The organism is Nocardioides sp. URHA0020, from assembly GCF_000620705.1.
GTDB lineage: Bacteria > Actinomycetota > Actinomycetes > Propionibacteriales > Nocardioidaceae > Nocardioides.
On record NZ_KK211171.1, the window covers coordinates 141,143 to 165,903 of the forward strand.

19 protein-coding genes are annotated in these 24,761 nt (G+C 72.9%); 7 read left to right on the plus strand and 12 right to left on the minus strand.

The window, feature by feature from the left end; all coding sequences use genetic code 11:
* Positions 1-135 precede the first annotated feature (135 nt).
* Together N542_RS25850 and xylB are read right to left on the minus strand one after the other, a co-directional pair.
* A complete protein-coding gene (locus tag N542_RS25850) occupies positions 136-1,341 on the minus strand; it encodes a kynureninase (RefSeq protein WP_036509032.1) in 1,206 nt (401 codons plus the stop codon).
* A complete protein-coding gene (gene xylB / locus N542_RS0120125; protein WP_028645460.1) occupies positions 1,338-2,735 on the minus strand; it encodes a xylulokinase in 1,398 nt (465 codons plus the stop codon). Before xylB ends, N542_RS25850 begins: the two co-directional genes overlap by 4 nt.
* A gap of 22 nt (positions 2,736-2,757) precedes the next feature.
* Here xylB and N542_RS0120130 point away from each other — a divergent pair, with 22 nt between their 5' ends.
* Positions 2,758-3,660 (plus strand): aldose 1-epimerase family protein, encoded by a 903-nt coding sequence (locus tag N542_RS0120130; protein WP_028645461.1) that lies wholly within the window; start codon positions 2,758-2,760, stop codon positions 3,658-3,660.
* On the opposite strand, the gene N542_RS25855 is transcribed toward N542_RS0120130, so the two are convergent.
* On the minus strand, positions 3,647-4,687 hold the full coding sequence (locus N542_RS25855; protein ID WP_051552145.1) for a hypothetical protein: 1,041 nt from the start codon (positions 4,685-4,687) through the stop codon (positions 3,647-3,649). The two genes, N542_RS0120130 and N542_RS25855, sit on opposite strands and share 14 nt — an antisense overlap.
* 1 nt (position 4,688) lies before the next feature.
* The gene (gene ilvD / locus N542_RS0120140) at positions 4,689-6,371 is read right to left on the minus strand and encodes a dihydroxy-acid dehydratase (protein WP_028645462.1); all 1,683 of its coding nucleotides are present in this window, start codon (positions 6,369-6,371) and stop codon (positions 4,689-4,691) included.
* Between the two features lie 110 nt (positions 6,372-6,481).
* Here ilvD and N542_RS0120145 point away from each other — a divergent pair, with 110 nt between their 5' ends.
* Both N542_RS0120145 and N542_RS0120150 read left to right on the plus strand, forming a co-directional pair.
* Entirely contained in the window at positions 6,482-7,192 is a 711-nt protein-coding gene (locus N542_RS0120145) for an HAD family hydrolase (protein ID WP_028645463.1), read from the plus strand.
* A gap of 11 nt (positions 7,193-7,203) precedes the next feature.
* Positions 7,204-9,765 carry a glycoside hydrolase family 65 protein gene (locus tag N542_RS0120150; RefSeq protein WP_442937505.1) on the plus strand — a complete coding sequence of 854 codons (2,562 nt, stop codon included), beginning with the start codon at positions 7,204-7,206 and terminating at the stop codon, positions 9,763-9,765.
* Positions 9,766-9,775: 10 nt separating this feature from the next.
* Here N542_RS0120150 and N542_RS0120155 read toward each other — a convergent pair whose 3' ends face one another.
* Entirely contained in the window at positions 9,776-10,468 is a 693-nt protein-coding gene (locus N542_RS0120155; RefSeq protein ID WP_028645465.1) for a DUF6989 domain-containing protein, read from the minus strand.
* A 124-nt stretch (positions 10,469-10,592) separates the two neighbouring features.
* Positions 10,593-11,687, minus strand: coding sequence for a WD40/YVTN/BNR-like repeat-containing protein (locus N542_RS0120160; RefSeq protein WP_028645466.1), 1,095 nt, complete (start codon positions 11,685-11,687; stop codon positions 10,593-10,595).
* A gap of 42 nt (positions 11,688-11,729) precedes the next feature.
* Between N542_RS0120160 and N542_RS0120165 the strand changes: the two genes are divergently transcribed.
* The 4 genes from N542_RS0120165 (at position 11,730) to N542_RS0120180 (ending at position 17,064) form a co-directional block, all read left to right on the plus strand.
* Positions 11,730-12,602, plus strand: a complete 873-nt coding sequence (locus tag N542_RS0120165) for an EamA family transporter (RefSeq protein WP_028645467.1) — start codon at positions 11,730-11,732, stop codon at positions 12,600-12,602.
* A gap of 142 nt (positions 12,603-12,744) precedes the next feature.
* Positions 12,745-15,432: a beta-glucosidase H gene (locus tag N542_RS0120170; protein WP_028645468.1), complete on the plus strand. Its 2,688-nt coding sequence runs from the start codon at positions 12,745-12,747 to the stop codon at positions 15,430-15,432.
* A 168-nt stretch (positions 15,433-15,600) separates the two neighbouring features.
* On the plus strand, positions 15,601-15,822 hold the full coding sequence (locus N542_RS0120175; protein WP_028645469.1) for a hypothetical protein: 222 nt from the start codon (positions 15,601-15,603) through the stop codon (positions 15,820-15,822).
* 78 nt (positions 15,823-15,900) lie between these two features.
* Positions 15,901-17,064 (plus strand): PQQ-dependent sugar dehydrogenase, encoded by a 1,164-nt coding sequence (locus tag N542_RS0120180; RefSeq protein WP_028645470.1) that lies wholly within the window; start codon positions 15,901-15,903, stop codon positions 17,062-17,064.
* Here N542_RS0120180 and N542_RS0120185 read toward each other — a convergent pair.
* From N542_RS0120185 to gatB, 6 genes are all read right to left on the minus strand, one after another.
* On the minus strand, positions 17,051-17,854 hold the full coding sequence (locus N542_RS0120185; protein ID WP_028645471.1) for an ECF transporter S component: 804 nt from the start codon (positions 17,852-17,854) through the stop codon (positions 17,051-17,053). The two genes, N542_RS0120180 and N542_RS0120185, sit on opposite strands and share 14 nt — an antisense overlap.
* A complete protein-coding gene (locus tag N542_RS0120190; RefSeq protein WP_028645472.1) occupies positions 17,851-19,425 on the minus strand; it encodes an ABC transporter ATP-binding protein in 1,575 nt (524 codons plus the stop codon). The genes N542_RS0120185 and N542_RS0120190 overlap by 4 nt, the downstream gene beginning before the upstream one ends.
* The gene (locus tag N542_RS0120195; RefSeq protein ID WP_028645473.1) at positions 19,422-20,498 is read right to left on the minus strand and encodes an energy-coupling factor transporter transmembrane component T; all 1,077 of its coding nucleotides are present in this window, start codon (positions 20,496-20,498) and stop codon (positions 19,422-19,424) included. The genes N542_RS0120190 and N542_RS0120195 overlap by 4 nt, the downstream gene beginning before the upstream one ends.
* Positions 20,495-21,397: a hypothetical protein gene (locus tag N542_RS25860; RefSeq protein ID WP_051552149.1), complete on the minus strand. Its 903-nt coding sequence runs from the start codon at positions 21,395-21,397 to the stop codon at positions 20,495-20,497. The genes N542_RS0120195 and N542_RS25860 overlap by 4 nt, the downstream gene beginning before the upstream one ends.
* 2 nt (positions 21,398-21,399) lie before the next feature.
* Positions 21,400-23,022 carry a prenyltransferase/squalene oxidase repeat-containing protein gene (locus N542_RS0120205; protein ID WP_028645474.1) on the minus strand — a complete coding sequence of 541 codons (1,623 nt, stop codon included), beginning with the start codon at positions 23,020-23,022 and terminating at the stop codon, positions 21,400-21,402.
* A gap of 244 nt (positions 23,023-23,266) precedes the next feature.
* Complete coding sequence (gene gatB / locus N542_RS0120210) at positions 23,267-24,760, minus strand: Asp-tRNA(Asn)/Glu-tRNA(Gln) amidotransferase subunit GatB (protein ID WP_028645475.1); 1,494 nt, start codon at positions 24,758-24,760, stop codon at positions 23,267-23,269.
* Position 24,761 lies beyond the last annotated feature (1 nt).

Here is a 24,761-nt window from a genome sequence, read left to right on the forward strand (position 1 = left end):
TCGGGTGCGGGGGTCTCGACGACGCTCGCTGGCGCTCGCTGCTCGACCACCGGTTGTCCCGGGTGCCGGGGTGGTTTCGAGGCTCAGGCCTGGCGGCCTTCGCACCTCGACCAGCGGATGGTGCGGGTGCGGAGGTCAGCCGGCCAGGTCGGTGAGGGTCTCGGCGACGAGGTGGATGCCGCGCTCGACCTCGGCGAAGGAGGTGGAGAGCGGGGAGAGGCCGAGCCTCAGGCCGCCGGGGTCGCGGTAGTCGGGGATGACGTCGCGCTGCCAGAGGGCGGCGGTGACCTCGCGCATCAGGGGGTGGTTGAACGTGACGTGGCCGCCGCGGTCGGCGTCGGCGCGGGGCGAGGCGAGGACGACGCCGAGCGGCGCGAGGACCGACTCACCCAGCGAGATGGCGTACGACGTGAGCGCGACCGACTTCTCGCGCACGGCGTCGATCCCGGCCGATGAGACGAGCGAGATCATGTCCTGCATCGCGAGCATCCCGACGACGGCCGGCGTCCCGGAGACGAAGCGGCGGATGCCCGCGGCCGGCGCGTACGACGGGCCCATCAGGAAGGGGTCGACCGAGCCGAGCCAGCCCTGGATCGGCTGCGACAGCGACGACAGGTGCCGCTCGGCGACGTAGCAGAAGGCCGGTGAGCCGGGACCGCCGTTGAGGTACTTGTAGGTGCACCCGACCGCCAGGTCGACGTCCCACGCGTCGAGCTCCACCGGCACCGAGCCGGCCGAGTGGCACAGGTCCAGGAGCATGAGCGCCCCGGCGTCGTGGGTGATCCGGGTGAGCAGCGCCGCGTCGGCCAGCCACGACGAGCGGTAGGCCACGTGCGACAGGACGACCAGGGCCGTCGACGGTCCCACCGCGGCCGCCAGCAGGTCGGGCGTCACGCCGGCGTCGAGCGAGACGTCGATCCACCGCAGCGTCAGACCGCACTCCTCGGCGATGCCGGCGGCCAGGTAGCGGTCGGTCGGGAAGTTGTCGCGGTCGATCACGATCTCGGTGCGACCCGGCCGCGCGGCGACGGCGGCGCGCATCAGCTTGTAGAGCAGCACCGTGGTGGAGTCACCGATCGTGGTCTGCCCGGGCGCGGCGCCCAGCGTCACCCGGCCGAGCTCGTCGCCGATCTCCTGCGGCAGCGACATCCACCGCTCGTCCCACCCGCGGATCAGCCGCCCGCCCCACTCCTCCTCGACGAACCGCGCCAGCCGCGGGCCCGTGGCCGAGAGCGGCCGACCGAGCGAGTTGCCGTCGAAGTAGACGAGGTCGGAGGAGGCACCGACGAAGAGGTCGCGGTACGACGCCAGCGGGTCGGCGGCGTCGAGCGGGTGCGTCACGGCCGCACGGCCGTCAGGTCACGGACGTCGGCGTACCGCACGCGGACCGACGGGGTCGGCTCCGCCTCGGTCGACACGACCCCCGACAGCGGCCAAGCCGGCGGCTCGTCGCCGCCCGCGAGCACCCAGGCGGCCTGCCGCGCCGCCCCTCGCGCGACGTACTCCCCCGGCTCGGGCACCGTCACCGGCAGCCCGAGGACGGCCGACGCGATCTCGCGCACGGCGCGCGAGCGGGCCGCACCGCCGACGAGGATGATCCGCTCGACCGGCGTGCCGAGCGCGCGGACGGCGTCGACCGCGTCGGCCAGGCCGCAGATCATCCCCTCGACGGCGGCGCGGGCGAGGTACGCCGGGTTGGCGGTCTCGAGGCGCAGCCCGTGGACCGCACCGGTGGCGTCGGGCTTGTTGGGGGTGCGCTCGCCCTCGAGGTAGGGCACCAGGACGAGCCCGCCGGCGCCGGCCGGGGCCGACAGCGCGAGCTCCGAGAGCTCCTCGTGCGAGACGCCGAGCATCCGGCAGGCGGCGTCGAGCACGCGCGCCGCGTTGAGGGTGGCGACCAGCGGCAGGAACCGCCCGGTCGCGTCGGCGAAGCCGGCCACGGCGCCGGTCACGTCGCCGACCGGTGCGTCCGCGACCGCGCACGCCACGCCCGACGTGCCGATCGACACGACGACATCACCCGAGACCGCCCCCAGGCCGAGGGCCGCGCCGGCGTTGTCGCCGGTGCCGGGCCCCAGCAGGGCTCCGGAGGGCATCGAGAGTCCGGACTCGGCCGGACCGAGCACCCGCGGGAGGATCACGTCGTGCCCGAGGCCGAGCGCGAGCAGGTCGCGGCGGTAGTCCCCCGTCGCCGGCGACCAGTAGCCGGTGCCGCTCGCGTCGCCGCGGTCGGTGACCAGGGCGTCCAGGCCGGGGGCGCCCGCGAGCCGCCAGGTCAGGTAGTCGTGGGGCAGGCAGACGGCCGCCGTACGACGCGCGTTGTCGGGCTCGGCGTCGCGCAGCCAGCGGAGCTTGGTGACGGTGAACGACGCGACCGGCACCAGCCCGACGGCCTCGACCCACGCCTGCGGGCCGCCGAGCTCGTCGATCAGGTCGAGGGCGGCCTGGGCCGAGCGGGTGTCGTTCCACAGCAGCGCCGGGCGTACGACGTCGCCGGCCTCGTCGAGGCAGACCATCCCGTGCTGCTGACCCCCGACCGCCACGGCGGCGACGTCGTCGAGCCCGCCGGCCGCCGCGATGGCGGTCTGGAGCGCGTCCCACCACGCTTCGGGGGCGACCTCGGTGCCCTCGGGGTGGGGCGCGTGGCCGCTGCGGACCACCTCCCCGGTCTCGGCGTCGCAGACGACGACCTTGCAGGACTGGGTGGAGGAGTCGATCCCGGCTACGAGAGGCACGTGCAAACCCTAGGGTGTCCCCGTGCGTGCTGCCGCGGGTCTCCCGCTCTCCGTGTCCCACGGCCCTTACCAGGCCGAGATCGTCACCGTCGGGGCGTGCCTGCGCACGCTGACGCGCGACGGCGTCGACCTGGTCGCCGGCTCCGAGCCCGGGGAGATGTGCCGGAGCGCTCGCGGCGCCGTGCTGATGCCCTGGCCCAACCGCATCGCCGACGGCGCCTACGACTTCGCCGGCAGCCACTACCAGCTGCCGCTCAGCGAGCCGGCCAAGCACAACGCCATCCACGGCCTCGCGCACTGGGTCGCGTGGGAGGTCGCCGAGCACACCGCCGACCGGGTGGTGCTGACCTACGAGCTGCAGCCGCAGACCGGCTACCCGTTCGCGCTCGACCTGACCGCCGACTACCGGCTCGGCGACGACGGGCTCACCACGACGCTGTCGGCCACCAACGTCGGCAGCACCACCGCGCCGTACGGCGCCGGCCTGCACCCCTACCTCACCGTCGGGCGCCGGGTCGACGAGTGCCTGCTCACCGTCCCGGCGACGACGTGGTGCGAGATGAGCGAGCGCGGCCACGCGGGCCCGGCCGAGCCGGTGGCCGGGACGGCGTACGACTTCCGGGAGCCGCGCCCGATCGGTGACATCGTCCTGGACCACCCGTACGGCGGGGTGGTCGACGGTGCGACCGCGACCCTGGTCGACCCCGACACCGGTCGCGGCGTCTCGCTGACCGGGCGGGAGGGCATCGGCTGGCTGCACGTCTTCACGGGCGACACGATCAAGGGCCGCGAGCGCGAGGCGCTCGCCGTCGAGCCGACCACGGCACCGCCCGGCGCCTACAACTCCGGCGTGGACCTGGTCGCCATGGCGCCCGGGGAGAGCCACCGCGCCACGTTCACGATCGCGGCGGTCACTGGAAGCTGACGAACCGCACCGTCGGCCGGACGGCGCGCACGTGGCGGGCCCTCATCCGGTGGACGTCCTCGTCGTAGAACAGCTTGAAGCCCATCCGGAACTGCCGCGGCCGGGCCACCGCGTGGTAGGTGCCCAGCTTCTGCCGCCGGGTGCCGTACCCGTCGACGTGCTGCACCATGGCGAGCTCGGGGCGGCGCTGGATCCGGCTGATGTGGTGCACCATGTCGACGCGGAACTGGTGCAGCACGAAGAGCTTCTGCGGCAGCCGCTCGCGCCGGGTCAGTGCGGCCAGCCAGGCAGCGGTGCGGTTGACCTCGGAGGCGTCGACCTGCCCGACGGTGCGACCCGGGACCTGGTGCCGGCCCATCCGCCACTCGGGGTCGAGGGCGAGCCCGACCCACGGGTCGCGCAGCGCCCACGCCCAGCGCTTGGCCACCGTCGTGAAGCCGGAGCGGCCGGGCTGGAGGTCGAGGAGCAGCAACGCGTTGTTGCGGTGGGCGGCCCGGATGTAGCGGCGTACCTCCGCGCGAGGGATGTCGTGGTTGTAGTCGCGGCCCGGCCCGGGGTGCGCGTCGGCGATCGTGACGATCAGCTCGTAGACGTAGCGCAGCGGCTGGCCCGGCCGCCGGAAGGACGCAGCCGCGCGGTGCAGCCGACGGTCCATCCGGGCGGGCGAGGTCTCGCCGAGGACGCCGAGCGCCCCGCTCTGGGCGGTCCCGTAGTAGGCCACCAGGAAGCGGTTGCCCCCGAAGACCCGCGTGCCGCCGCCGGGCAACGTCGGCGCCGCGGCCGCGGGGGTCTCGACGCTCGGCGCCGGCGTGCCTCCCTGCTCGACCACCGGTGGGGCGCTCGGGTCCACGGACTCACCGCCTCGCGTGGGCGCGGGAGTCTCGACGGCGCCGGGCGCGGGCGCGCCGCGCTGCTCGACCGACGAGGGGTGGTTGACGCCCCAGGCGATGACCAGCAGGCCGACCATCATCAGGAGGACGAGGAAGAGGACCGGTCCACGCTGGTCGGGCGGGCGTCCGGACGACACGTCAGCCGGTGATGGCGCCGTGCGCGGCGGACTGCACCATCTTGGCGTACTTGCCGAGCACGCCGCGGGTGTACTTCGGCGGCAGCGGCTCCCAGCCGACCTTGCGCTGCTCCCACTCTGTCTCGTCGACGCCCTCGATCTCGAGCAGCCGGTTGGCCACGTCGAGCGTGATGGCGTCGCCGTCGCGGACGTAGGCGATCGGCCCGCCGTCGACGGCCTCCGGTGCGATGTGGCCGACGCACAGGCCGGTCGTGCCGCCCGAGAAGCGGCCGTCGGTGATCAGCAGGACGTCCTTGCCGAGCCCGGCGCCCTTGATCGCGCCGGTGATGGCGAGCATCTCGCGCATGCCCGGGCCGCCCTTGGGCCCCTCGTAGCGGATCACGACGACGTCGCGGGCCTCGATCTGCCCGGCCTCGAGCGCGTCCATCGCGGCGCGCTCGCCGTCGAAGACCCGGGCGGTGCCGTGGAAGACCGAGTCGTCGAAGCCGGCGGTCTTCACGACCGCGCCCTCGGGGGCCAGCGAGCCCTTGAGGATCGTCAGGCCACCGGTCGCGTGGATCGGTCGGTCGAGCTTGCGGATCACGTCGTCGTCGAGCGCCGGCGGGGCGAGCTCGGCGAGGTTCTCCGCCATCGTCTTGCCGGTGACGGTGAGCACGTCGCCGTGCATCAGCCCGGCGTCCAGCAGGGCCTTCATGACCACCGGGATGCCGCCGATCTTGTCGACGTCGTTCATCACGTAGCGGCCGAAGGGCTTCAGGTCGGCCAGGTGCGGGACCTTGTCGCCGACCCGGTTGAAGTCGTCGATGGTCAGGTCCACCTCGGCCTCGCGGGCCATCGCCAGCAGGTGCAGCACGGCGTTGGTGGAGCCGCCGAGGGCCATCACCACGGTGATGGCGTTCTCGAACGCCTCCTTGGTCATGATCTGGCGCGCGGTGATGCCCTGGCGCAGCAGGTTGACGACCGCCTCGCCGGAGCGGTGGGCGAAGCCGTCGCGGCGCCGGTCGACGGCCGGCGGCGCGGCCGAGCCGGGCAGCGACATGCCGATCGCCTCGCCGACGGCGGCCATCGTGTTGGCGGTGTACATGCCGCCGCAGGCACCCTCACCGGGACAGATCGCCTTCTCGATCCGGGTGACCTCCTCGCGGCTGATCTTGCCGGCGAGGCAGGCTCCGACGGCCTCGAAGGCGTCGATGATCGTGACGTCGTTGCCGTCGACCTGGCCCGGCATGATCGAGCCGGCGTAGAGGAAGACGCTCGAGAGGTCGAGCCGCGCGGCGGCCATCATCATGCCGGGCAGCGACTTGTCGCAGCCGGCCAGCAGCACCGAGCCGTCGAGGCGCTCGGCCATCATCACGGTCTCGACCGAGTCGGCGATGACCTCGCGGGAGACCAGCGAGAAGTGCATGCCCTCGTGGCCCATCGCGATGCCGTCCGAGACGGAGATGGTGCCGAACTCGAGCGGGTAGCCGCCGGCCGCGTGCACGCCGTTCTTGACCGCCTGGGCGAGCCGCTGGAGGGAGAGGTTGCAGGGCGTGATCTCGTTCCAGCTCGAGGCCACCCCGATCTGCGGCTTCTCCCAGTCGTCGTCGCCCATGCCCACGGCCCGGAGCATCCCTCGCGCGGCGGTCGACTCCAGACCATCGGTCACGTCGCGGGAGCGGGGCTTGATGTCGGGCTCGGTCATGGCCCCAGCGTATTCGCCGTGGGGTCACCGGTCGCGACCTGCCCGGCACCCGAGAGGCGGACCTCACTGCGCCGAGGCGGCCCGACCCCTAGCCTTTGCGGGTGAACCCCGTGACGTGGTCGGACTATGACGCTGTGCTCTTCGACCTCGACGGCGTCGTGACGCCGACCGCCGAGGTCCACATGCGGGCGTGGGGAGAGATGTTCAACGCCTACCTGGAGTCGTACGACGGGCCGGGCGACTCCTCCCCCTACACCGACGACGACTACTTCGCGCACGTCGACGGCAAGCCGCGCTACGACGGGGTCCGCGACTTCCTCGTCTCACGCGGGCTGCCCGCGCCCCAGGACCTCGTCGTCGAGCTCGGCGACCGCAAGAACGACGCCTTCAACCAGGTGCTCGAGCGCGACGGCGTCGCGGCGTACCCCGGATCGGTGCTGCTCCTCGACCACCTGCGCGACCTCGGGCTGCCCCTGGCGGTCGTCTCGTCGTCGGTCAACGCGCCGGCCGTGCTGGCCGCGGCCGGGCTGGCCGACCGCTTCCGGACGGTGGTCAGCGGCGCCGTCGCGACCGAGCTGGGGCTGCCCGGCAAGCCGGCCCCGGACACCTTCCTGCACGCCGCGGCCGAGCTCGGCGCCACGGCCGCGACGTCGGTCGTGCTGGAGGACGCCGTCTCGGGGGTGCGGGCCGGGGCCGCGGGCGCCTTCGTCCTGGTCGTCGGGGTCGATCGCGGCGTGGGCGCCGCGGCCCTCACGGAGGCCGGTGCGACGATGGTCGTCCAGGACCTGGCCGAGCTGGTCCCGACGGAGGGCGCAGCATGAACGGTCACGCCGTGGGACCGAACCCGCTCGACCGGGGACGGTTCCCGATCGAGCCGTGGGCGCTGGTCGAGACGGGCTACCGGCCCGACGACCTGGGCGTCACCGAGACCCTCTTCTCGGTGGCCAACGGCTACCTGGGCATGCGCGGCAACCCGGAGGAGGGGCGGCCGTCGTACGCCCACGGCACCTTCCTCAACGGCTTCCACGAGACCTGGCCGATCCGCCACGCGGAGGCGGCCTTCGGCTTCGCCCGGACCGGTCAGACGCTGGTCAACGTGCCCGACACCAAGGTCATGAAGATCTACGTCGACGACGAGCCGCTGACCTTCGGCACCGCCGACCTGGAGCACTACGAGCGCTGTCTCGACTTCCGTGACGGCGTGCTGCGGCGCAGCCTGATCTGGCGTACGCCGTCGGGCAAGCGCGTGCGCATCGACTCCACCCGCATGGTGTCGATGACCCAGCGTCACCTGGCGATCATGACCCTCGAGGTCGAGGTGCTGACCGGTGACGCTCCGATCGTGATCTCGTCGCAGATCCTCAACCGCCAGGACGGCGTCGACGAGTACCGGATGCCGTCGTCGGCCGCCGGCGAGGTCGTCGACCCACGCAAGGCCGGTGCCTTCGGCGCGCGCGTCCTGCTCCCCCGGATGAGCTACGCGACCGACGACCGGCTGATGCTGGGCTACCAGTGCGCGCACTCCGGCATGACCGTCGCCGTGTCGGCCGACCACTCGCTGCACACCAGCGACGAGTTCGAGATCGTGGCCCGCGCCGAGGACGACCTGGCCAAGGTCGTCTACCGGGTCGACGCCACGCAGGGCACCACCATGCGGCTGCAGAAGACCGTCGCCTACCACTCCTCGCGCGGGGTGCCGGTGCGCGAGCTGTCCGACCGCTGCGACCGGACCCTCGACCGGGCCGCCCGGCACGGCCTGGCGCACTACGTCGCCGACCAGCGTGGGTGGTACGCCGACTTCTGGGACGCCGCCGACGTCGAGATCGGCGGCGAGAGCGACGAGCAGCGGGCGGTGCAGCAGGCGACCCGCTACAACCTCTTCAGCCTCGCCCAGGCCAGCGGCCGGATCGACGGCCTCGGCGTGCCCGCGAAGGGGGTGACCGGCTCCGGCTACGAGGGCCACTACTTCTGGGACACCGAGGTCTACGTCATCCCGTTCCTCACCTACACGCAGCCGGAGGTGGCGCGCAACGCGCTGCACTTCCGCTCGGTGATGCTGCCGGCCGCCCGCGAGCGGGCGCGCGAGATGGCGCAGAGCGGAGCGATGTTCCCGTGGCGCACCATCAACGGCGAGGAGGCGTCGGCGTACTACGCCGCCGGGTCGGCGCAGGTCCACATCGACGCCGACATCGCCTACGCCCTGATCAAGTATGTCCGGGCCACCGGCGACGAGGGCTTCCTGGTCCGCGAGGGCATCGACATCCTCGTCGAGACCGCCCGGATGTGGGCCGACCTGGGCTTCTGGCGCAGCAACGGCGACGAGTCCTTCCACATCCACGGCGTGACCGGGCCGGACGAGTACACGACCGTCGTCAACAACAACCTCTTCACCAACGTGATGGCGCGCTTCAACCTCGAGCAGGCCGTCGCCTCGGTCGAGCGGATCCGGAGCGCCTACCCGCAGGACTACGTCCGGGTCGCGGCCCGGCTCGGCCTGTCCGACGAGGAGACCGAGGAGTGGCGGGCCTGCGCGGCCGGCATGACGATCCCCTTCGACGAGGGCCTCGGCATCCACCCGCAGGACGACTTCTTCCTCGACCGCGAGGTCTGGGACCTGTCCAAGACGCCGTCGGAGCTGCGGCCGCTGCTGCTGCACTACCACCCGCTGGTGATCTACCGGTTCCAGGTGCTCAAGCAGGCCGACGTCGTGCTCGCGCTCTTCCTGCAGGGCGACCGCTTCTCGCTGGAGGAGAAGCGCGCCGACTTCGAGTACTACGACCCGATCACCACCGGCGACTCCACCCTCTCGGCCGTCGTGCAGTCCGTGATCGCGGCCGAGGTCGGCTACCACGAGGCGGCCCTGCACTACTTCCACGAGTCGTTGTACGTCGACCTGATGAACCTGCACGGCAACACCGTCGACGGCCTCCACGTCGCGTCGACCGGCGGCGTCTGGAGCGCGCTGGTCTTCGGCTTCGGCGGCATGCGCGACCACGCCGGCCTGCTCAGCTTCGACCCGCGCCTGCCCGCCACGTGGCCGGCGCTGCGCTTCCGCTTCTGCTGGCAGGGCTCGCGGGTGCTCGTCGACCTGACCGAGGACCGGATCACGTTCAGCCTCGCCGACCCCTCGTCGGCCGACGTGGCGCTGAGCGTGCGCGGCACGTCGTACGTCGTCACCGGTGCGGCGCCGCTGGTGGTCGCGCTCGACGACCAGGGGGACCGGATCGACGGGCTCCTCGGCGACCACCCGGTCATCGGCGGCACCCGCGCCGACGGCAGCACGATCACCGCCGGCGTGCCGGACCCGATCCTGCCGCCCGACGAGTTCGAGGCCACCGGCGAGCTGCCGATCTACGCACCGGAGATCACGGCCTCGCAGGCGTCGCAGTTCTGACGCGCCCGGGTCAGGCGGTGAGCCGCCAGCCGGCGACGTCGAGCAGGAAGTGGGAGAGCACGAGCGCGCCCAGGTAGAACGTCGACACGGCCAGGGCCGCACCGGTGCGCGCCGGCAGCGAGCGGTGCCGGACGTGGGCGAAGGCCGTGGCGGCCGCCCAGCCCAGCGCCGCCTCCGCCGGTACGACGTACACCGCCACCCCGAGCAGCCGGTGGGTGTCCCCCGTCGGCTCCCACAGTCCCAGGGTCGGGGCGAGGAGCTCGGCACCGAGGAAGATCACGCCCGCGAGCACCGCGGCGTGCCCCGGCCGACCGCCGCTCAGGGCGACCGCGGCGAAGAGCGGCGCCACCCACATCGCGGCCATCGCCAGCGGGATCACGTCGTCCACGCGGGGACCGCCGTGGTCGGGGAAGCGCAGCGTGCCGACCAGGTCGGCGAGCACCCAGTCCGGCAGCACCTGGAAGACCGAGACCAGTGCGACGAACCCGGCCAGCGCCAGCAGGTCGGCGCGACCCGTCGCGCGGCAAACCGCGAGCAGCGCGACGACGTACGCCACGACGAGCAGGAGGACCCCCCAGCCCTGCGCGGGCGCACCCAGCGACAACGCGACCGCGCCCCCGACCAAGAGCCCGGCGTGGACACCGATGATCGGCCCGAGTCCCTCGCGGGACGTGAGGTCGGGCGGGCTGAGGGTCGCGGTCACGCTCGCCAAGGTAGCGGTGACCAAACCCGCGGATCCGTGAAATCGCGGTGCCGGGAGACGATCTGTGATCAGGACTCGGCGACCTTCTTGAGCCGGGTCGGTCCCTTCTCGACGTCCTTGCCGCTCATGCCGGGATCCTCGCGGCCCGGACGACCATCACGTCGGGCAGGTCGGCCACGACCTGGCTCCAGGTCTCGCCCTCGTCGGCCGTGCTCCAGACGGCGCCGTTGCGGGCGCCGAAGTAGAGCCCGGCGTGCTCGTGGTCGTCGGCGCACATCGCGTCGCGCATCACCGCGACGTAGAAGGAGTCGGGCAGGCCCTGGCCGAGCGGCTCCCACGTCTCCCCGGCGTCGCGGGAGCGCCAGACGCGGGCCTTCGCCTCGGGCGGGTAGCGCTTGTCGCCGCCGTTGATCGGGAAGACGAAGATCGTGTCCGGCTCGTGCGGGTGCACCACGATCGGGAAGCCGAAGTCGGCCGGGAGCCCGTCGGCGATCGACTTCCAGACCTCGCCCTCGTCGTCGGAGCGGTAGACCCCGCCGTGGTTCTGCAGGTAGAGCCGCTCGGGGCGGCTCGGGTGCCGGGTGATCTTGTGGACGCACTGCCCGAACTCCGGGTACTGCTGGCCCTCCGGCAGGAACTCCGCCCGGATCCCGTGGTTGCGCGGGTCCCACGAGGCACCACCGTCGCTCGTGCGGTAGACGCCGCCGGTCGACAGCGCAGCGATGACGCTCTGCGGGTCGGTGGGGTGCGGCAGCACGGTGTGGAAGGCCTGGCCACCGAAGCCGGCCTCCCACTGGGTCCGGTGCGGGTGGTCCCACAGCGCCTGCTCGAGCCGGAACGTCTCACCGCGGTCCGACGAGCGCCACACCGCTGCGGGCTCGGTGCCGGCGTACACGACGTCGTCCTCGGCACCCGGCACCAGCTGCCAGACCCGCTCGACGGTGGCGTCGGCGCCCTCCGGGAAGCGGACAGCGCCGTTGGGCGTCTCCTGCCAGCTCGCACCCAGGTCGTCGGAGCGCCACACCTGAGGGCCGAGCCAGCTCGACGAGGACCCGACGAGCAGCCGGGGTACGGCGCCGCGGGTGTCGACGAGGCAGGAGTAGACCTCCTCCATGTCGAAGTGCGGTCCGCTGAACTCCCAGTCCACGCGGTCCTCGTCCGACGTGCCGATCCACAGGCCCTTGCGGGTCCCGACCATCAACAGCGTCCGGTCTGCCATGCCGCCTCCTCGGTCCGTCGAGCATTCTCCTAGATTGACCCGGTGACCGGTAGAGACTCATCGCTTCGCCTGGTCTCCCCCGTCTGGCTGGTCCTGGTCGGGATCCTGTCGGTGCAGTTCGGGGCCGGCATCGCCAAGAGCCTCTTCGACGAGATCTCCCCGACCACGATCGTGTGGCTGCGGCTCGTGACCAGCGCCGTCGTGCTGGTCGCCATCGCCCGACCGGTGCTGCGTGGTCGCTCCCGCTCGGACTGGATGGTCGTGCTGGCCTTCGGCGTCTGCCTCGGGGTGATGAACTGGGCGATCTACCAGGCCTTCGCCCGGATCCCGCTCGGCATCGCGGTGACGCTGGAGTTCATCGGCCCGCTGACCCTGGCGGTGATCGGGTCTCGGCGGGTGCGCGACCTGCTGTGGGTGCTGCTGGCCGGGCTCGGTGTCGCGGTGCTCGGGCTGGAGGGCGGCGGCGACGTCAACCTGGCGGGCGTGCTCTTCGCGCTGCTCGCCGGGGCGATGTGGGCGTCGTACATCCTCCTGGCCGGGCAGACCGGGCAGCGCTGGCCCGGCTTCGACGGACTGGCGCTGGCCAGCGTCGTGGCCACCGTGCTGCTGACGCCGCTCGCGATCGGCGAGGGCGGCGGCGACCTGCTCGACCCGCGGATCCTGCTCCTGGGCGCCGCGGTCGGGCTGCTGTCGTCGGTGGTGCCCTACTCGTGCGAGCTGGTCGCGCTGCGCTCGATCAGGGCGTCGGTCTTCTCGATCCTGATGAGCCTCGAGCCCGCGGCCGCGGCCCTGGCCGGGATCATCGTGCTGGACGAGTTCCTCACCTGGGAGCAGTGGCTCGCGATGACCTTCGTCGTCGTCGCCTCCGTCGGCGCCACCCGCTCCTCCCGCACGCTCGCCCCCGCGCCGGACTGAGACCGGCCCGACGAGACCGGGAGACCGGTGCCGCATGGAGTCCCGGCCGGGGGCTACCAGGCGGCATCCGGTCGCTGGCTGCCTCGGGAGCGCGGACGTCATGGGAGAGCGGCCCGGGTACTCCAACGTCCTAGGGAAGACCATGAGGAGAACATCACGCACCATCGCGACATGTCTGGCAGGGGCGATCGCCATCACCCTGCCGGTCCCGGCCCACGCAGCCACCGACCACCACCCCGACCAGCGCAGCCGGTTCACCGGGCCTCGCAGCGAGCCACCCCGGGTCGCCCCCGACCACCGCTTGCTGCCGGTCACCCGCTGGGACCGCTCACCGGCCGTCGAGCGGCGGGTGAACGCCCTGCTCGCGCAGATGACGACCGAGGAGAAGGCCGATCTCGCGACCGGTGAGCTGAACAACAACTTCGGCTTCTACAACAACCCGATCCCGCGACTGGGCATCCCCGCCCAGACCATGGCCGACGGACCCATCGGCGTACGCGTCGCCAACCCCGCCGTCGACCGCAGGACGACCCAGCTCCCCTCCGGATCCTCCCTGGCCGCCAGCTTCGACACCAGCCTCGCCCGCCGGTACGGCGTGGTCCTCGGCCGCGAGTCGTTGCGCACCGGTCACAACGTGCTGCTGGGGCCCACCCTCGACATCACCCGGACGCCCCTGTGGGGACGCTCGTTCGAGGGCTTCGGCGAGGACCCGCTGGTCTCCGGGCTCACCGGCAGCCAGGTGGCGCTCGGCATCCAGGACTACCCGGTCATCGCGACGCTCAAGCACCCCTTCGCCTACAACCAGGAGACCGACAGGTTCGACGTCGACGCCCGGGTCTCGGAGCGGGCGCTGCAGGAGATCTACCTGCGACCGTTCGGCATCGCGCAGCGCAAAGCCCACCCGGGAGCGATGATGTGCTCCTTCAACCAGATCAACGGCGCCCACGCATGCGAGAGCCCGCTGATGAACACCCTGCTCAAGCAGCAGCTGCGCTTCCGCGGGTTCGTGATGAGCGACTACAACGCGACCCCGAGCACGGTCCAGGCCGCCAACAACGGGCTCGACCAGGAGCAGCCGGGCGACCAGGGTCCCGGCTCGGCGAACTTCGGGGAGCGCCTCGTCGCGGCGGTCCAGGCGGGCGACGTGTCCATGGCCCGGCTCAACGACATGGCGCGACGGATCCTGCGACCCATGATCGGTCTCGGTCTGCTCGACACGCCGGCGACCGTCGGCCCGTGGCCGAAGAAGGCCGACGACACGACCGCCCGCACCATCGCCGCGCGCGGCATGGTGCTGCTGAAGAACGCCGAGAAGGTGCTGCCGCTGCGGAGGAACGGACGGTCGATCGCGGTCATCGGGCCCGACGCCGACAACATCTCCGCCCAGGGAGGCGGCTCCTCGCAGAACACCTTCCCGACCGCCTCCGTCAGTCCGCTGGAGGGGATCCGGGCCGCCGCACGCGGGTCCCAGGTGACGTACTCGCCCGGCGTCGACGGGATCTCCGAGGGCGACCTGCTGCCGGGACCGGCTCCCGTGCCGTCCACGGTCCTGAGCCCCGCGGCCGGGAGTCGCGAGGACGGGCTCACGGCGCAGTACTGGTCGAACGCCAGCTTCTCCGGTGAGCCGCACCTGAGCCAGGTGGATCCGAACGCCAACGTGAACTTCGGGTTCCAGAACTTCCCCGGCTTCAACGCCGCGTCACCGAAGATCCCGACCGTGCGCGGGGACTTCGCCCTGCTCGGCGACCTCTCCGCGCGGTGGACCGGGGTCTTCACGGCACCGAGGGCAGCGACGTACACGCTGGGACTCACCGCCCGCGGCGACGCCACCCTCTACGTCAACGGCACCCGCTTCGTGCAGCACACCGGCGCACTGTCATCGGTCTCGAAGCAGATCCGCCTGCGCAAGAACCAGGAGCTCGACATCCGCATCGACTACTCGGCAGCCGCGGCGAGCTCCTACCAGGGCGGCCAGGTCCGGTTCTTCTGGAGGCACCCGGACTCCGTCACGACACCGAAGATCGACGCTGCGGTCGCGGCCGCACGCCGGGCGCGCACCGCCGTGGTCGTCGTGCGTGACTACGAGACCGAGGGCTACGACCGCCCCAGCCTGGTCCTGCCCAAGGAGCAGGAGCAGCTGATCCGGAAGGTCGCGGCGGTCAATCCCCGCACGGTCGTGGTCGTCGAGACCGGCACCGTGTCCCGGGTGTCCCCGTGGATCGGGCGGGTCGAGGGCGCGATCCAGGCCTGGTACCCGGGCCAGCGACAGGGCAACGCGATCGCCGACGTGATGTTCGGGCGGGTGAACCCGTCCGGCCACCTGCCGGCGACGATCCCGCAGAGCGACCGCCAGGTGCCCAAGATCGGGACCGGCGTCACCCGCTTCACTGAAGGCGTGTTCGTCGGCTACCGCGGATATCTGCGCAGCGGAGCGCGGCCGAGCTTCGCCTTCGGCCACGGTCTGTCGTACACCCGGTTCCGGTTCGACCGGCTCAGCGCCCGTCTCGCCGCGGGTGCGAACCCGGACATCCTGGTGCGGCTCCGCCTGCGCAACGTCGGCGACCGGACCGGCCGGGCGGTCCCGCAGATCTACCTGGGACGTCTCCCGGGCGGGCCGGCCACGCCGACGCGTCAGCTCGCCGGCTACCGGTCCGTGCCGCTGAGGGCGGGGGCGAGCCGGGTCGTGACGATCCGGGTGCCCCGGGAGGCCGCCTCCTACTGGGACAGCCAGCGGGACCGCTGGGTCACCCCCCACGGCCGCCTGCGGGTGGTCGTCGGGCACCGGGTGACCGATGTCGCCGACTCGACGACGGTGCGGGTCACCCGCTGACGCCGCCGTCCTACTGAGCACGTGGGCCGCCCGAGGACCGGGCGGCCCACGTGTGCGCGCGGCCGGATCCGTTCACCCAACCGTCACACGACGTTGACCGCAGAGGAGCCGTCGACCTCCTAGCGTGGGAGCACGTTGTCACTCGGGGACACTGATGGGGAGCTCGCGATGCACCTGCTACCGCGCCGCGCCGCACGACCGGTCGACCGAGCGGTGGCGGCCGTACGACGGTGGCCCGTCGAGTCCCAGCAGCGCTCTCGCCGCAACGCCATGATCGCCTCCACCGCTCTCGCACAACGGCGTGCGGAGCTCCACGACGTCGAGGACTTCCTGGCCGCCCGCGGTCACTCCCCGGCGCCGGAGGTCGCAGCCCAGGCTGCACACGGCTGAGCCTGCCGGGCTGGAACGGCCTCTCCCCGGTGCCGTCCGGCGGGCTCAGCCTCACCTGCGCGTGCGTAGGGTTCCGACATGAGACGCCTCGCCGCCCTCGCCAGCGCCGCCGCCCTCACGACGGCCGGGCTGACCGCCTGCAGCAGCGACGGCAGCGACGGGCCCAGCGCCACGGTGACCGCGACGCCGCAGTCCCAGGCTGCGTCGCCGACCCCGTCCGACGCCGGCCCGACCGCGTCGGCGTCCCCCACCAGGGACACGACCCCACCGAAGGTCGTCGGCACCGTCGCGACCGGCCTCGCCACGCCGTGGGGCATCGCCTTCCTCCCCAACGGCGACGCGGTCGTCACCGAGCGCGACACGACCAAGGTCCTCCTGCTGACGAGCCCGTCGTACGACGTGAGCGAGGTCGGCACCATCGCGGACGCCGTGGGCCTCGGTGACCAGGGCGGCGAGGCGGGGCTGCTGGGCGTCGCCGTCTCACCCGACTTCGCGAGCGACCGGATGCTCTTCTTCTACGTCAGCACCGCCGACGACAACCGGATCGTCAAGGCACCGCTGCGCGGCAAGCGGCTCGGCAGGCCGACGGCGATCCTCACGGGCATCCCCAACGGCTTCATCCACGACGGCGGGCGCCTGGCGTTCGGACCCGACGGCTACCTCTACGCCTCGACCGGCGAGACCGGCTCGTCGGAGCTCGCGCAGGACAAGGGCACGACCGCCGGCAAGGTTCTGCGGATCACCACCGACGGCGACCCCGCGCCCGGCAACCCGTTCGACGGATCGCCGGTCTGGTCCTACGGGCACCGCAACGTGCAGGGACTCGCCTTCGACGACCAGGACCGGCTCTGGGCCTCGGAGTTCGGGCAGAACACCTACGACGAGCTCAACCTGATCAAGGCGGGCAAGAACTACGGCTGGCCGACCGTCGAGGGCCGCGGCGGTGGCCCCGGGATGGTGGACCCGCAGGTGGTGTGGGACACCGACCAGGCCTCCCCGTCCGGTCTGGCCTGGCTCGACGGCAACCTCTGGCTGGCCGCGCTGAAGGGCGAGCGGCTCTGGCGCATCGACGTCAGCGGCGCGCGGGCGCGGCGCCCGGTCGACTTCTTCGTGGGCAGGTACGGCCGGATGCGCACGGTCGTCGCCGCCCCCGACGGCAACCTGTGGGTGACGACCAGCAACACCGACGGCCGTGGCAGCCCGCAGCAGGGCGACGACCGGATCCTGCTCATCCGGCCCTGACGGCTCCGGTCACGGTCGCCCGGCGCGCCGCACGCCGCAGGGTCGCGAGGATCGCCGGCCCGAGCAGCACGATCGCGACCGCGGTGGTGATCGCGCGCATCGTGTCCCAGCTGGCCGTCGAGGTCAGCAGCGTGTAGACGAGGAAGCGGTGCAGGTTGTCGACGAGGTCGGCCCCCGGCACGTAGGACAGCGACCCCTCGTGACCGGCCACGGCGATCCCTGCGACGAACGGCCAGCCGGAGAGGTTCATCAGCAGGCCGTAGGCGTACGACGCGAGCACGGCGTAGCCCGCGAGCAGCGCGATCTCGGCGCGGCCGGTGAGGCGCCGCGGCAGCAGCCCGGCGCCCATCCCGATCCACGCCGAGCAGAGCATCTGGTAGGGCAGCCACGGGCCGACGCCGGCGGTCATCAGCGCCGAGGCGAAGAGCGACGTGCAGCCGAGCACGAACCCGAAGCCGGGACCGAAGACCCGGCCACCCAGGATCAGCAGGAAGAACGTCAGCTCCACCCCCGCCGTCCCCGGCGAGATGCCGCGCAGGATCGCGTTGGCGGCGCTCAGCACCCCGAGGACCGCCAGGACCCGCGGGTCCAGGCCGCCCTCGTTGAGCTCGGCGAGCACGACGGCGATCACGACCGGGAGCAGCCCGAGGAAGAGGAACGGCGGGTCGACGCGCTCACCGGTCCCGGCCCGCAGCAGGAGCGGCCAGCACAGCATCATCAGGCCGGCGACCGACGCGACGGCGAGGACCGTCGCGGACCGTGGCGAGATGCGTACGGCGACGGTGCTCATGCGTCCAGCCTCGCGACGACCTCGTCGATGCGCAGCCACGGCACCCCGAGCACCTTGGTCACCTGGGGCGCGAACGCCGGCGACTCCGCGACCACCCGGCGCACCGGCCCCGACGAGACGACCTCGCCCTCGGCCAGCACGACGACGTCGTCGGCCGCCTGCGCCACGAACTCCACGTCGTGGGTCGCGACCAGCACTGCATGACCCTCGGCCGCGAGACCGCGCAGGATCCCGGCCAGCACGTGCTTGGCGGCGTAGTCGAGCCCGCGCGTCGGCTCGTCGAGCAGCAGGACCCGCGGCCGCGCCACCAGCACCAGCGCCAGCGCGAGCGCGAGCCGCTGGCCCTCGGAGAGGTCGCGCGGGTGCTGCCCGCCCGCGATCCCGGGGACGAGCCGGTCGAGCAGCGCGCGGCACGCGCCGGACCCGCCGTCGGCGGCGGCGCACTCCTGGTCCACCGTCTCGAGGTAGAGCAGGTCGGCGGCGTTCTGCGGCACCAGCCCGACCAGCGCCCGCCGGCCGGCCGGGGCCAGGGCGGCGGGGTCGCTGCCGGCGACGTCGACCCGGCCCGCCGTACGCCGGCCGCTGCCCTGCACCGCCCACAGCAGCGAGGACTTGCCGGAGCCGTTGCGCCCCATCAGGGCGGTGACCCGGCCGTCGGCGAGGTCGAGGTCGAGCGCGCGGACGGCGATTGTCTGGCCGTGCACCACGTCGAGGCGTCGTACGGCGGCCGCGGTGGTCGTGGCGGCGTCGACGGGCTCAGGCGGCGGCCCGAGCCGGTCGGCGAGCGGGCGCGACAGGCGGCGGGCGTCGCGGACGCTGAGCGGCAGCGGGTCCCACCCGGCGGCGCGACCGAGCTCGACGATCGGGGGTACGACGGGCGAGGTGGCCAGCAGGGCGGCGGGCTCGCCCACGGTGACGTGACCGTCGCCGGTGAGCAGGCACATCCGGTCGGCGAAGGGGATGACGCGCTCCAGCCGGTGCTCGGCGAGCAGCACCGACACCCCGAGGTCGTGCACGAGCCGGGTCAGGGTGGCGAGCACCTCCTCGGCGGCGGTCGGGTCGAGCGCGGAGGTGGGCTCGTCGAGCACGAGCAGGCGCGGGTGCATGGTCAGCACGGAGCCGATCGCGACCCGCTGCTGCTGCCCGCCCGAGAGGGTGCGCAGGTCGCGGTGGCGCAGCTCGGCGATGCCGAGCAGGTCGAGCGTCTCCTCGACCCGGCGGCGCATCGTCTCGGGCGGCAGCCCGAGCTGCTCCATGCCGTAGGCGAGCTCCTCCTCGACGGTGTCGGTGACGAACCCGGCGGCCGGGTTCTGCCCGACGTACCCGATCGCGTGCGCCCGCTCGCGCGGCGGCGCGTGCACGATGCTGACGCCGTCGAGCAGCACGTCACCGTCGAGCGTGCCGCCCGAGAAGCGCGGCACCAGGCCGGTCACGACGCCGAGCAGGGTGGACTTGCCGGCACCGGTCGGGCCGGACACCAGCACCAGCTCGCCCTCGTCGACGACCAGGTCCACGTCGGCGAGGACCGGTGCGTCGTCGTAGGCGAAGGTGATCCCCCGGAGCTCGATCATGCGGCCACCACGGCTCGCGCCGCCGGCGGGGAGCAGAGGGCGCCGAAGAGCGCGATGGCGCCGGCCGCGAGCGCGGCCGCGCTCAGGGTCGGGAACTCGTCGAGCGGAGGGTAGGCGACCAGCACCTGGTAGCGGCTGACCCACCACCCGATCCCGGCCACCGCGAGGCCGGCGGCGACCACCGCGAGCTCGGGCGAGCGCCAGGGGTCGGGCCGGTAGCGGGTGCGTCCCACGCGGCGTCCGGCGCTGCGCAGCCCGGCGACGGCGGCGGCCAGGCCGATCGCGAGCATCGGCAGCGCGAGCAGCCGCGGCGCGGTGCGGTCGAGGACGGCGTACGTCCCGACGCAGATGCCGACCAGCCCGAGCAGCATCAGGGCTCCGGTCGTACGACGTTGCGCGGGCGTGGCGGCACCCGAGCGACCGTAGCCGCGGGAGTCCATGCCGGCGGCCAGCGCGAGCGAGCGCTCGAGGGCGTCCTCGAGGACCGGCACCAGCAGCCGGCGCAGTCCGCTGACCCGGCCGGTCTCCCCTGCCCGCAGCGCCTGGGCGGCCCGGACCCGGCGGACGCTGTCGGCGAACTGCGGGAAGATGCTGACCGCCACCACCAGCGCGGTGCCGATCTCGTAGAGCGCCGGCGGCACCGAGCGCAGCAGCCGCTTGGGGTTGGCGAGCGAGTTCGCGGCCCCCACGCAGATCACGATGGTGGCGAGCCGGAGCCCGTCGTACAGCGCGAACAGCAGCGACTGCGCGTAGATCGGGCCCAGCAGCGTGACGCCGTCGACCCAGCCCGGCAGCGGGATCGTCGGCAGGTCGAGCAGCACCGGGCCGTCGAAGCTGCCGCTGAAGACGAGGCGGAAGGCGACGCGCACCACCACGATGACGACGCCGAGCCAGACGTAGAGCCGGAAGGACTGGCCCCACGGCTGCTCCGAGCGCCGCAGCGACACGACGAGGGCCGCGACGCCGATCAGCATGAGCAGGATCAGCGGGTTGGTGGTCAGCGACGCGGCGACCGACAGCCCGATCGCCCACAGCCACCAGGCGACCGGATGCAGGTCGCGGGCGCGGATCACGGTGCCGGGCTCCCCCGACGGCGTACGACGGCGACGGCCGCCCCGGCCCCGAAGAGGAGCACGACCACGACCGGACCGACCCACGTCGGCAGGCCACCGTCCGACGGGTCGGCGGGGTCGGAGGACGCCACGGGTGCGGTCGCCGGGCCGATCGAGGACGATGCCGAGCCGCTGGGGGTCGGGCTCGCGGTCGGCGTCGTGGTGGGCGTCGCGCTGGTGCTCGGCGTGGAGGTCGTCGTCGGCGTCGGGGTGGCCGACTCCGGCACCATCTGACCGACCTCGTCGTCCGGGGTGCGGGTCGGCTGGCTGACGGAGCCGGGCGCGGTGGTCGAGGTGGTCGAGGTGGTCGACGGCGGCTTCCTCGTCGGTTTCTTCGAGGGCTTGGCGGACGGCTTGCTCGTGGGTCGAGGCGTCGCGGTCGCCTTCGGGTGCGGTGCCGCGGCGGGGCCGGGGACGGCGCGCGAGCCGGTGCTCCACGACAGCGCGACGTACCCGCCGTCGGGGATCGTGAGCCCGTCGACACCGCTGGACGCGTAGGTCCAGCTGCCCGAGGTGCCGTCGGACCACCACAGACCCCAGTAGGCGTCGGCCGGTGGCGTCCGCTGGCACGGCTCGGCCTCAGCGGAGGGCCGACCCGAGACGCGGCAGACGAAGCCGGGTTGGCTCTGCACGCGAGTGAGGGAGAAGCCGGCCGCCGGGAAGAGGTCCGCGGCCAGGTCACCGCCACCTCCGCGCACGCACGTGGTCCGGGCACCGCCGCCGAGCTCGTGGAAGTCGACGACGACGCTGACTCCGTCGGCGCTGGAGCAGGTGCCGGCCGTCGCGGGAGCCGCCGACCCGACGACGCCCGCCGCCGCGGCCAGGAGGCACGCGGCGGCGAGGCGTACGCCGATCCTCATGGTCAGCGGACGACCTTGAAGGTCTTGCGGTTGGTGCGGTTGCTGAACTCGCCGGTCACGGTGACGGTGACCTTGCGAGGCTTGCCGGTGGCCTTGACCCTGGCGTTGAACGTGCCCTTGCTGGTCGCCTGTCCGCGCTTGACCTTGCCGAGCACCCGGACGGTCACCGACTCGGCCGGTGCGAGGCCGCTCACGCGCACGGACTGGTAGCGGCCCGTGCGGACCTTCGCCTTGACCGTGAAGGGGACCTTCGTGGCACCGAGACCGTGGATCAGCGCGGTGCCGATCTTCTTCTCGACGCCGGAGACGGCCACGCTGCTGGTCGCCGTGGTCGTCGGGATCTTGACCGCCAGCGAGGCGGCGCCGCCGGCGGTGGCCCACCGGATGACGCGCTGGGTGCCGAGCCGGGCGCAGAGCTGCTCGCCCGGGTCGACGCCGGTGACGCCCACCGTCTGGGTGGTGCCGCCGCGGACGTACTCGGCCGTGAACAGCACCTTCGGCGTGCCGCCCTCGGGCGCCCACTTCAGCGCGGGCGCCGCCTGCGCCGTGGCGCGGAGCCACTTGGCGTAGCTGCCGGTCGTGATGCCGTCCTTGAGAGCGGCGGCCCGGTCCACGTCGTCGTACCCAATGGCACCGGACGCACTTGCCCGGAAGGGCGCGCACCCGCTCTGGACGTTGATCTGGTGCTGACGGACCCAGATCGCGCCCTTCGCGGCCGCCTGGGCAGAGCCGGTGGAGCCCAGCGCCTGCGTGGCGACACCTGTCGAGTTCGCGTTGGGAGTGCCGGCGGCACCGTCGCTCGTGAAGCCACCGGAGCTCTGCTGCACGGACTTCAGCCACGTCGTCGCCTTGATGACGGCAGCGTCGGCGTCCTCACCACCGACCTGTGCCAGGGCGATGACCGCCAGGGCAGTGGCGTCGACGCTGGTTGACGAGAAGGTGGTGGCGTCGCAGGTCTGGGCGACCTCCTCGCCCGGCAGGCCCTCCTGGAAGGAGCCGTTCTCGCACTGGAGCCGCCACAGGTAGTCGGACGCGACGGCTGCCTCTGCGCTGCCAGCCGATGCCAGTCCACGGACCGCGAAGCTCTGACCGATCACGTTCGTGTAGCCGTTCGCTGACGGCGCTCCGTCGGTGGTCTCCGGGGAGATCGCCCGGCCGGCCAGGTCGTCACCGGCATTCCGCACCAGACCCTCGAGCCTGGTGACGACGCCGCTGCTGTCGGTCCCGGCGGCCTGGAGCCCGACCAGAGCCTTTGCGACAGCGCCAGCACTGGTGCCAGCGATCGCGTGCTCGCCCTCAGGGCACGGCGGCGTCCCGTACGTCACGTCGCAGTAGGCGTAGTCCGTGTAGGCGGTCAGGTGGTCCGCGACCCCGGCACCGATCGCCTGGACCGTCGACTCGTGGCCACCGAGAGCGTCAAGGGCCAGTTCCTGGTCGATCGTGTTGCCGATGGCGAACGAGCCGTAGTCAGGTGCCTGCAGCGCCAGCCAGCCGGCCGCGGCAGCGGCCGGGGCGGGCAGCGGCGCGGGGACGGCCGAGGCCGTCGGGGGGGCCGCCACGAAGGCGAGGGTGACGAGGGCCGGCGCGGCCACGAGGGCGGCGGCACGGCGTACGAAGTGGTGCATGGTTCCTTCCCGCTGCTCAGCGGGAGGTGCTCGGAGGTGGATCCCCGGGTCGCCACCCGCTGTTTTCCACGACAGCGATGTGATCAGGACGCGTCGCGACAGGTGCTCCGGCTCGCCGCCACCTCGGGGAGGGACGGCCTACGGTTGCGGGTCAGCGCCGGACTCGGACCGGCTTCCCCCACCACGGGCGTGCAGTATTGGTCGTGCCCGCGCAGCATAGCTCCGCCGCGCGGGCAGCAACGACTCAGGAGAGCTTCTCGAGCACCAGCTCGCGCACCCGGCCGGCGTCGGCCTGGCCCCGCATCTCCTTCATGACGGCCCCGATCAGGGCGCCGGCCGCGGCCACCTTGCCGTCGCGGATCTTGTCCGCGACGTCCGGGTTGGCGGCGATGGCGGCGTCCACCGCTGCCGAGAGCGCACCCTCGTCGGAGACGATGGCGAGCCCGCGGGCCGCGACGATCTCCTCGGGGGTGCCCTCGCCGGCGAGCAGCCCGTCGAAGACCTGGCGCGCCAGCTTGTCGTTGAGCGAGCCGCTGTCGACCAGGGCCTGGACGGCGGCCACCTGGGCGGGCGTCACGTCGAGGTCGGTGATGTCCAGGCCGGCGTCGTTGGCCCGCCGACCGAGCTCGGAGAGCCACCACTTGCGCGCGGCCTGCGGCGAGGCGCCGGCCGCGACCGTCTCCTCGATCAGGCCGACCACCCCGGCCGCGATCACGTCGCGCATCTCGAGGTCGGTGTAGCCCCAGTCGCCCTGGAGCCGGGCACGCTTGAGCAGCGGGTTCTCCGGGAGGGTGCCACGCAGCTCCTCCACCGACTCGCGCGACGGGGCGACCGGCACCAGGTCGGGCTCGGGGAAGTAGCGGTAGTCCTCGGCGTCGGACTTCTCGCGACCACTCGTGGTGATCCCGGTGTCCTCGTGCCAGTGGCGGGTCTCCTGCAGGATCGAGCCGCCCGCGTCGAGGATGCCGGCGTGGCGCTGCATCTCGTAGCGCACCGCCCGCTCCACCGAGCGGAAGGAGTTGACGTTCTTGGTCTCGGTGCGGGTGCCGAGCACCCCGGAGCCCTTCGGCGCCAGGGAGAGGTTGACGTCGGCCCGCAGGTTGCCCTGGTCCATCCGGGCCTCGGAGACTCCCAGGGCGAGGATCAGGTCGCGCAGCTGGGAGACGTACGCTCGCGCCACCGCCGGCGCCTTCTCCCCCGCACCCTGGATCGGCTTGGTGACGATCTCGATGAGCGGGATGCCGGCCCGGTTGTAGTCGACCAGCGAGTGGTCGGCGCCGTGGATGCGACCGGTGGCGCCGCCGACGTGCAGCGACTTGCCGGTGTCCTCCTCCATGTGGGCGCGCTCGATCTCGACGCGGAACATCTCCCCGTCCACGTCGACGTCCAGGTAGCCCTCGAAGGCGATCGGCTCGTCGTACTGGCTGGTCTGGAAGTTCTTCGGCATGTCCGGGTAGAAGTAGTTCTTCCGGGCGAAGCGGCACCACTCGGCGATCTCGCAGTTGAGCGCGAGGCCGATCCGGATCGCCGACTCGATCGCCTTGGCGTTGACGACCGGCATCGCGCCGGGCAGGCCGAGGCAGGTCGGGCAGACCTGGGTGTTGGGCTCGCCGCCGAAGACCGCGGGGCAGCCGCAGAACATCTTGGTGTTGGTGTTGAGCTCGACGTGGACCTCCAGGCCGAGCGCGGGGTCGTACGACGCCAGCACGTCGTCGAAGCCAACCAGCGTGTCCGTCATG